9 protein-coding genes are annotated in these 8,510 nt (G+C 68.6%); 4 read left to right on the forward strand and 5 right to left on the reverse strand.

The window, feature by feature from the left end; all coding sequences use genetic code 11:
- Positions 1–10 precede the first annotated feature (10 nt).
- Genes E1292_RS30455 through E1292_RS30465 form a run of 3 tightly spaced genes read right to left on the reverse strand, consistent with a single transcriptional unit; the run spans position 11 to position 1,503 of the window.
- A complete protein-coding gene (locus E1292_RS30455; protein WP_132599121.1) occupies positions 11–985 on the reverse strand; it encodes a DUF8832 domain-containing protein in 975 nt (324 codons plus the stop codon).
- The gene (locus E1292_RS30460; RefSeq protein WP_132599123.1) at positions 982–1,194 is read right to left on the reverse strand and encodes a heavy-metal-associated domain-containing protein; all 213 of its coding nucleotides are present in this window, start codon (positions 1,192–1,194) and stop codon (positions 982–984) included. Before E1292_RS30460 ends, E1292_RS30455 begins: the two co-directional genes overlap by 4 nt.
- 27 nt (positions 1,195–1,221) lie before the next feature.
- Positions 1,222–1,503, reverse strand: a complete 282-nt coding sequence (locus tag E1292_RS30465; RefSeq protein WP_132599125.1) for a metal-sensitive transcriptional regulator — start codon at positions 1,501–1,503, stop codon at positions 1,222–1,224.
- A 534-nt stretch (positions 1,504–2,037) separates the two neighbouring features.
- On the opposite strand from E1292_RS30465, the gene E1292_RS30470 reads away from it, so the two are divergent.
- Complete coding sequence (locus E1292_RS30470) at positions 2,038–3,462, forward strand: MFS transporter (RefSeq protein WP_132599127.1); 1,425 nt, start codon at positions 2,038–2,040, stop codon at positions 3,460–3,462.
- 259 nt (positions 3,463–3,721) lie between these two features.
- Here the strand turns inward: E1292_RS30470 and E1292_RS30475 are convergent, their stop codons facing one another.
- Positions 3,722–4,804: a carbon-nitrogen hydrolase family protein gene (locus tag E1292_RS30475; RefSeq protein WP_220447131.1), complete on the reverse strand. Its 1,083-nt coding sequence runs from the start codon at positions 4,802–4,804 to the stop codon at positions 3,722–3,724.
- A 117-nt stretch (positions 4,805–4,921) separates the two neighbouring features.
- On the opposite strand from E1292_RS30475, the gene E1292_RS55890 reads away from it, so the two are divergent.
- Complete coding sequence (locus E1292_RS55890; RefSeq protein WP_220447132.1) at positions 4,922–5,230, forward strand: LysR family transcriptional regulator; 309 nt, start codon at positions 4,922–4,924, stop codon at positions 5,228–5,230.
- 412 nt (positions 5,231–5,642) lie between these two features.
- Positions 5,643–5,984, forward strand: coding sequence for a winged helix-turn-helix transcriptional regulator (locus E1292_RS30485; protein WP_132599129.1), 342 nt, complete (start codon positions 5,643–5,645; stop codon positions 5,982–5,984).
- A gap of 470 nt (positions 5,985–6,454) precedes the next feature.
- Here the strand turns inward: E1292_RS30485 and E1292_RS30490 are convergent, their stop codons facing one another.
- Positions 6,455–7,369 (reverse strand): SDR family NAD(P)-dependent oxidoreductase, encoded by a 915-nt coding sequence (locus tag E1292_RS30490; protein ID WP_132599131.1) that lies wholly within the window; start codon positions 7,367–7,369, stop codon positions 6,455–6,457.
- Positions 7,370–8,070: 701 nt separating this feature from the next.
- On the opposite strand from E1292_RS30490, the gene E1292_RS30495 reads away from it, so the two are divergent.
- Complete coding sequence (locus E1292_RS30495; protein WP_132599133.1) at positions 8,071–8,343, forward strand: hypothetical protein; 273 nt, start codon at positions 8,071–8,073, stop codon at positions 8,341–8,343.
- Positions 8,344–8,510: the final 167 nt, after the last annotated feature.

Below are 8,510 nucleotides of genomic sequence, written 5' to 3' on the forward strand. Positions count from 1 at the left end.
TTTCTCTCGCTCAGTGGCTGTGGCCGTCGTCGGCGTGCCCAGTCGATGTGGGCGTGGGCGTGGAGGTCGGGATCGCCGGCCGCTCCCCCGCGCCGAGGGTGAAGTCCGCGGTGCGGACCTCGCCCTCGTGCTGGAAGTCGAGGAACAGCCGGTAGTCGCCGATGCTGGGCGCCTCGGCGTAGAAGACGATTTCCGGCCCGGGGTCGGTCTTACCGTCGCCGGGCTCTCCGTCGGGGTGGACGTGCAAGTAGGCGAGGTCCCTGGCGCGCAGCGCCACGAGGTGGCCGTAGGCGCCGAGGTAAGGCTGTAGGTCGGTGACCGGCTTGCCGTCCTTGCTGACCTTGAGGGTGAGCTTGCTCGACTGGCCGGGCGTCAGCTCGCCGTCGAGGGTGACCTCGTATCCGTCGACGCTGGCCGTACGGCTGGCCCGCGGCAGCGCCTTCGGCTCGAAGTCGCCGGCGACGAGCAGGTCGGTGCCCAACGTCAAGGCCTTGCCGCCGGTGGGGACGAAGTCGGCGAAAGCGCGGTACGTTCCCGCGCCGGGCAGGGTGAGCTTCACCGACCAGACGCCGTCACCTGCTTCGGTGGGGTGGAGATGCTGGAAGGTGCTCAGGTCGCGGGACACGACGATGAAGTGAAGCTTCTTGTCGTGCTCAACCTGGTAGTCGGTGACCGGCTCACCGTCAGGCCCGATGACTGAGAAGCGGAAGTCGGTCGGCTCATCCGGCTTGATCGTCGCGGTGAGCGGGTGAAGGGTGTAACCGCTCTCGGACACCTGGAGCCCCCCGGGGGTATCGTCCTTCACCTGCTCGGTGGCGTGCTCCCCGTGCCCCGCACTCGCGCTGGCGGTGGGCGCCGTCATGGCGGCGTGGTCCTCGGCCGGGGGCGTCCCTACCGGCCCCACCATCTTGCCCGCGCCCAGAGCGCCGCCGAAAACGACGGCCAGCCCCAGGACGTATGAGCCGAGCTTGGCTGCGGTGTTCACTGGTTCGCCACCTCGTAACCGGCCTCTTCAACGGCGGAGATGATCTTCGCCGGGTCAATGGGGCCGTCGCTGTCGACGGTCAGCAGCCCAGTCGCCAGGTCCACCTCGACGTTGGCGACCCCGGTCACTTCGGTGACCTCTTCCTTGACCGAACTGACGCAGTGGCCGCAGGTCATGCCCTTGACGGTGTAGGTGGATGTGGTGCTCATATCGGTCTCTCCTTCGAATCAGGTCGGTCAGGAACGCACAAGTCTGGCGATCGCCTCGGATGCCTCCTTGACCTTGGCGTCAGCCTCCGGCCCGCCCTTCAGCGTGGCTTCGGCGACGCAGTGGGCCAGGTGCTCTTCGAGCAACGACAGGGAGAACGACTTCAGCGCGTTGTTCGCCGCCGACACCTGAGTCAGGATGTCGATGCAGTATTTGTCGTCCTCGACCATCCGCTGCAACCCGCGGACCTGCCCCTCGATGCGGCGCAGCCGCATCGCATGGTCCTGCTTGCTACCGCTGTATCCGGCCATGTCCACCCCTCTCCCTGTCAATCGCTCGGAATTAAACCATACCCCCCTACCGTATTTCTGACAACCGGACGGCCGGCCATCCGCTGCCTGGCGAGACCAAGGAGCCCGACCTGCCACAGGCGATCCGCGGGCCAGGCGTCCTCGGCGGGACGTCGCTCGCCGCCTTCTCGACCGCCGTTCACCTCGGCAACGACGCGATCACCGCGGTCACGTAGCCCCGCTGCCGACGTTGCAGATTCGTTTCGAACCGGCCACATCGGCGGGCTCACGCCGGCGCCGAGCTTGGCGACCCGGCGTTCGCCACCATTCCTGGCCGCGGGCCCCCGCTCCCCTGCTCGGCAGCGTGCCGGCTCGGCCGCCGGCCACTCCTGGTGAGCCCGCTGGACGCCGGCGCAGGCGCCCGGGAGCCGATCCCGGCGGACTTGACATATACCCCCCACTGGTATTGATTGACCCGTACCCAATATACCTCTTAGGGGTATGGGTGCACCTTGCACATACCCCAACCGGGTATGAGAAACTCTGGAGGAGCTCATGTCTGGACCATCCCCTCGGCGCTGGGCCGCTCTGGCCCTGATCGCCACCGCCCAGTTCATCGTCATCATGGACACGTCGATCATCGGTGTGGCCCTCCCCCGCATCCAGCAGGACCTGGGCTTCTCCCAGGAGAACCTGTCCTGGGTCTTCAACGCCTACGTCGTCGCCTTCGGCGGCCTGCTGCTCCTGGGCGGCCGCCTGTCCGACCTGTTCGGCGCCCGGCGGCTCTTCAGCACCGGCTGGCTGATCCTGCTCGCCGGCTCGCTCCTCGCCGGCATCGCCCCAGAGGTGTGGGTCGAGCTGACCGGCCGCGCCGTCCAAGGAGTCGGTGCGGCCCTGATCGCCCCATCGGCCCTCACCCTCCTGATGATGTTGTTCGGCCACGACCCCAAGGAACTGACCAAGGCCCTCGCCCTGTACGGCGCCGCCGCGCCCGCGGGCGGCACCGCCGGCGTCTTCCTCGGCGGCGTCATCACCGAATACCTCAGCTGGCCGTGGGTCTTCTACATCAACATCCCCATCGCCCTCATCGTGCTCCTCGCCACCGGTCCGCTGATGCCCGCCGCCCAGCCCCGGCGCGGAACCATCGACGTCCTCGGCACGGTGACCGTCACCCTCGGCCTCGGAGCCGCCGTCTACGCCATCGTCCGCGCGCCGGAAGCCGGCTGGAGCTCCGCTGAGACGTGGATCGTGCTCGCCGTCGCCGCGGCGCTGCTCGCCGCGTTCGTCGCCATCCAGGCCCGCCGCCGCGAGCCGCTGATGCGCCTGTCGATCTTCCGTACGCCGAACCTCGCCGCCGCCAACCTCACCCAGCTGCTGCTGGGCGGAGCCTGGATCCCGATGTGGTTCTTCCTCAACCTCTATCTGCAGCAGGTCCTCGGCTACAGCGCCTTCCCCAGCGGCGCCGCCCTGCTCCCGATGACCGTCCTCATCATGATCGGCATGATCGTCCTGGCGCCCCGTGCCATCAACCGGTTCGGCCCCAAGGGGACCACGGTCACCGGCCTGGTCCTCCTCACCGCGGGCATGGCCTGGCTCTCGCTGATCAGCCCGGACGGCAGCTTCGCCGCCGACGTCCTGCCGGCCAGCCTCGTCGCCGCCCTCGGCATGTCGCTGGCCTTCATCCCCTCCCTCGGCACCGCCATCTCATCCGCCCGCCCGGAAGAGGGCGGCCTCGCCTCCGGCATCGTCAACACCAGCTACCAGGTCGGCTCCGCGCTCGGCCTGGCCGCGATGACCGCCGTCGCCGCCGCCAACGGCTCCGGCCGGCTCGGTGACCTTCCCGCGCTGACCAACGGCTTCTCCGCCGCCTTCATCGGCGCCGCCGCCATCGCCCTCGCCGGCGTCCTGATCGCCGCCACCACCCTGCGGACCCGCGCCACCGCACCCGCCGCGGAAGAGGTCACCTCCGCACCTGGATGACACACCGACCACCGCTGGGCACGGACAGTTCGATGCCCATCCTCATCGCCTAAAACGGCCTCTTCTCTGGCAGGCATGCCAGAGAAGAGGCCGCACGCCTGCTGGCGGCCGCCGCCAGGAGGCGCCGGGCACCGCCGAGCACCGGCCCGCTCATCCCGCCCAATGAGCCAAGCATGAACACCAAGGACATCGCCCGGCCGCGGGCTCGTCGCGTACCGCGGTCGTGGCCGGCAGCGAGATCAGGAGCGCTGTGAGAGAATCAGCAGGAAGAACCGTGTTCATCGCCGGGGGTGCCCAAGGCATCGGGCTCGGCATGGCCCGCGCGTTCGCCAAGGAAGGCGCCCGTCTCGCGCTGGCCGACCCCGATGTGCCGCCTTACTGCGACTCGTGGGCGCTCGTCGACGGTGAGCTGGAAGATGTCCGGTCGCGCGTAGTGGCCTATGACGTCGAGGTCCATCCGGGCCTGCGCGAGTTGCCGAAGGTCGAGCCGAGCCGCCAACATGCCTTCACCCTCGCGCAGCGGACCCGCGAGGACCTCGCCGAAGGGAGACACGATCACGCTGCCACCCGAGATGAGGACGGTCCCTGGTACGTCGCCCTGAATCGGATGGACGTCCGGAGGCAGGCCCTCGCGTTCCAAATACTGGCATGCGCTCAGCACGAAGCATCGTCCTTCCACGGCGATGTGCCGCATCGTCGCGAGCCAGGAGTCGCGGTCGTCGACCGTGGGGGCGCACCAGATGTCCACGCCCTTGGCATACATCGCCGCGCGGAACAGCGGCATGTAGTTCTCCCAGCAAATCGCCGAGCCGACGCCCCACACGTCGCCCGCCGTGGAGCCGCTCCCCTGTGTGTGGAGGGGCAGCACCGGCATCGTCGAGCCGTCACCGGTTCCCCAGATCACCCGTTCCGCGGCTGTTGGCATCAGCTTGCGGTGGATCAACGGCTCCGTATGGTCCGGGCTGATCAACAGCGCGACGCAGTGCAGAGTCCGGCCGACCCGTTCGACGGCGCCGATGATCAATGTGACCCCCAGTTCCCTGGCGAGCTCCGAGAGTGCGTGGGTCTGCGGGCCAGGCACGTCAATCGCCGCATCCCAGTACCGCTGGAACTCCCTGCGGCCGGCTGGATCACGCGACCCGACGCGTACGCCGAAGTCAAGGCCTTTGGGGTAGCCGCCCAGTAGTGCCTCCGGCAGAACGATCAGGCGAGCACCTTGCTCAGCGGCTCGACGCACCCATGTGATCGCCCGGTTCAGCGTGGCGGCGGTGTCGAACATCGTCGATCCGACCTGGACGACGGCCACCGAGAGCATCGGCGCGTCCGCTGCGATGGAATTCATGGGCCAACGCTAAGACCCATAAGATTCATCTGAGAAACTGATGATCATGATATCCGATATCCGCCATACCGATCTCCGGCGGGTCGACCTCAACTTGCTGATGGTCTCAGCGCGTTGATGTCCGAGCGCAACGCAACCCGAACCGGGCAGAGAATCGGGATGAGCCAGGCGGCGGTAAGCGGTGCGCTGTCTCGAGTGCGTACGGTCTTTCACGACCCGCTGTTCGTCCGTGCCCCTGGCGGCCTGGCTCCCACGCCGCGCGTAGTCGAGCTCGCCGGTCAGATCCGTCCTGCGCTGGCCGCGCTGGCGGACGTGATATGCGACGCGGATGCGTTCGACCCCACGGCAAGGCCGCCGCACCCGCACCCCGGTGCGAGCCCTCATGCGCGTCTTCCTCCATGGTGCGTGTTGGTCGGAGGGCTGTGACGTTGTGCCGGTGTTGGTCGAGTCCGTGTCGAAGACGCCGTTCGCGCAGGTCTCATTGGTCGATGACACGGACGCCATGATCGCCGTATCGGGCTCCTCGGGCGGCGGTGGTGGGGGCGGCCGCGTCGATGTGACTGAGGTCGGCCGGCCTGTTGGCCCGAGCGAGGTCCGCCGGGCAGGGCCCGGTCCTCGGGCGGCGAAGTCACCACTCGTCCCGTGCGACGTCTGCGTCCCGCCTGGCCCGGTGGCCACCTGGGGCGCGTATGGGGGACGGGCCGTGCGAGCCGTGGCACCCTCGGCGGTGAGCGGCTCCGCACGGCTCGGGGTACGGTTCCCAACGGTAGGTGATCGAGGACGTACTTTGAAGTGGGTGGATACCCTGGTGCCAGTGACGCGATGGGAGGGCTGAGCGATGCGTACCACGCGGCGGCCGGGATCGTACGTCTGTGGGATCGACGCAGCGATGGACGTGATCGGCGGCAAGTGGAAGGTGCTGATCCTTTGGGCGCTTCACGAGCGACCGCACCGCTTCGGCGAACTCCGCAGGGAGTTGCCTGGAGTGACTGAGAAGGTTCTCACCGCCCAGCTACGGGAGCTGGAGCTGGACGGCATGCTGATTCGCGAGGTGCACGCCGAGGTGCCGCCCCGCGTCGAGTACTCCCTGACGCCGCTCGGCGTCTCGCTCAACGAGGCGCTGGCCCCACTCGGCGCCTGGGGACGGGAGAACATCATCGGCCACGTTGCCCATCGCTGACTCCGGACCTGTACGCTCCGCCCTCGTCCGAGTCCTCCACCGTGAGATCACGTCTGTGCGAAACGGCCGCTCTGGCGTTTGAGTTGCTCGGTCGGAGGGCTGCCTGTGATCCACAGCTCCTGGTGCAGGCTGGTGAGGTCCGGGGCTCCCACCGCCCCCCATGGGCTCCGGGCGACGGCGGAGGAGGCCATCGGACAGAGCCCTCTCCAGCACTGCGAGCGGCCCATCCTTCGGCTGGCCGCTGACGACGCACGGGACGTCAACCACTGGCGCGGTTTCCTCGCAGCCATTCCGTCTTCGCTTGCGGGCACGAACCGTCTGGTGGTGCCGGTCCGCCGCTCACCCCGGTAAGGGGCCTGGGGCAGGGTGGGATGGCAGCCGGACTACTCACGAGTGCGACCGCCAGGTGGCCACAGCCCAGAGCAGCCGGACGGCAGGAGTGGGGAAACGGGGAAATTCACGTCGAACGGTCACTCCGCCGTGCCCGTGCCCGTGCCGGAGACCATGCCGAGAACCCGCTCGGTCCGGCCGTCCTCGGCGGGCATCGCGTCGAGGATGGCGCGGGCGCGGGAGGCCACCAGGTCGGCAGCCATGCGGTCGGTCAGGATGTAGAGACGGCCGTCGAGGATCGCCTCGACGACCTGCTCGCCCACCGTGTCGATGTCGCGGCCGTGAGCAGCGATGATCTCGGCCCCCTGCCTTGCCAGCTCCGCCACCCGCGCCCGCTCCCCGGGCGGCAGGAGGTCGTCGGGCGCCGCGTTCAGGCTGTTGGTCGTGATGCCGGTGGCCACCAGGCCGGGGAGGAGCACGCTCGCCCCGATGGAGGTCCCTTCGTCGCGCAGGCCATAGTGGAGCGTCTCGGTCAGTGCGATGACGGCCGCCTTGGACGCGGTGTAGCCGTAGGCGGCGCTGCGACCCGGAAAGACGCCCAGGCCGGCGACCGAGGCGGTGTTGACGATGTGGCCGGGTCCTCCCCGGCTCAGCATCCTGGGCAGGAAGGTCTGCACGCCATTGTTCACGCCGTCGAGATTCACACCGGCGATGTAGTCCCAGATCGGATAGGTGATCTGCTCGGAGATCTTGCGCAGGCCGAGGCCCACGCCGGCGTTGTTGAACAGCAGGGAGACCGGGCCGAGCCGCTGCTCGGTCGCGTCGGCCACGGCGGTGAAGGCCCTGCGGTCGCGGACGTCGAGCTCGAAGGTCTGCACGCTCTCGGCGTCCGGGGCGAGGGCCGCCAGTTCGTTCTTGGCCGCGTCGAGAGCTGCGGCGTCGATGTCGGCCAGGGCCACTCGCACTCCCTGGCGAGCCAGAGCCCGTGCGATGCCGCGCCCGATGCCTTGCGCGCCCCCGGTGATGAAGGCCGTCGCGCCGGACAGGTTCTCCATGTCTCCCACCTCGTAGAGATTCTCTCTTAGTAGAGAGGATATACGATTATAGTCTACTTACTATTAGGACCGGCATGGACGAACCGAACAGTCCCTGACTGCGCACCCCGGCTCTGGGTTGTGTGTGCTCCCCCTTCTGGCAGCTGCGGCCTCGTTCCCCGGTCACAGCGACCTGGCGGTAGGGGTGCCCAAGGACCCTAGCTCGATTGCTCCCCGGCAGCTTCCCAGCGGCGACCATCCCCTCGAGATGGAGCCTCGCGGGCCCGGCGCGCTCCGCTACCCGGCACGCGGGCTCGGCGCCCTGTGGGAGAAGCCGGCCCGGGTACCGGAAGGACTGGCCGCCGTGCTCGGCCGTACCAAGGCAGCGCTGTTGCAGGCGCTGGACGAGCCGCACAGTACGGGGGACCTGGCCACCCGGCTCAGCGTCACGGCGAGCGGCCGTCTCGCAGCACGTGCGCGCGCTGCGCGAAGCCGGGCTGGTCTCCACCCGCCGCATCGGCCGCGCGGCCGTACACCACCGCACCGAACGCGGAGTCGAGCTCACCCGTTCTTCATGCTGAACTCGGTGTTGCGGGGATCCTGGAGACACGGAGACAGGTACGCCGGGTGTGCGCCGCGAGGCGCTTGGTCGTATCCCTGGCTCACTGGGGAGGAACTCGGAGGATGTTCCTGGGTCGCCTCGTTCCGCAGAGCTTGTTTCCTTGCCGTTCGCTTTCTGCCACGACAGCCTGCGCCGCGTCTTCCTGCGCAGTCGCGGCATCGTCCCGCGCATCGCCCGCCGGGGTGTCGAGTCGAGGCGGCCGTTACTGATTGCCCGCAGTCCACCGTTGCCGTCGCGAGCCCTTCGCGGTCTCAGCTTGATCGCCGGTGCGGTCGGCGCGGCCACATCAGGCCTGGTGCCCCGGTTGCTCGGCAACGACCGCCCGGACGACGAAGGGGAGGAACACATGGCCCTGAGCCAGCTGGCCGCCTGACGGTGTGCGGGCGGCGAACGCGGCCGCCCGTACACCCCTAAATCCCCAAGAAAGTCCCACTTCTCCGTTGGAGGCGTTGAAAGACCGGCCTGCGCGCGTTATTCAGCCGACAAGCTCCTCCTTACAGGAGATGATCGGGGTGACCATGCGTGGGGCGGCGCTCGCAG

Origin of the sequence: Nonomuraea deserti, assembly GCF_004348685.1 — a bacterium.
In the GTDB taxonomy this organism is placed as follows: Bacteria; Actinomycetota; Actinomycetes; order Streptosporangiales; family Streptosporangiaceae; genus Nonomuraea; species Nonomuraea deserti.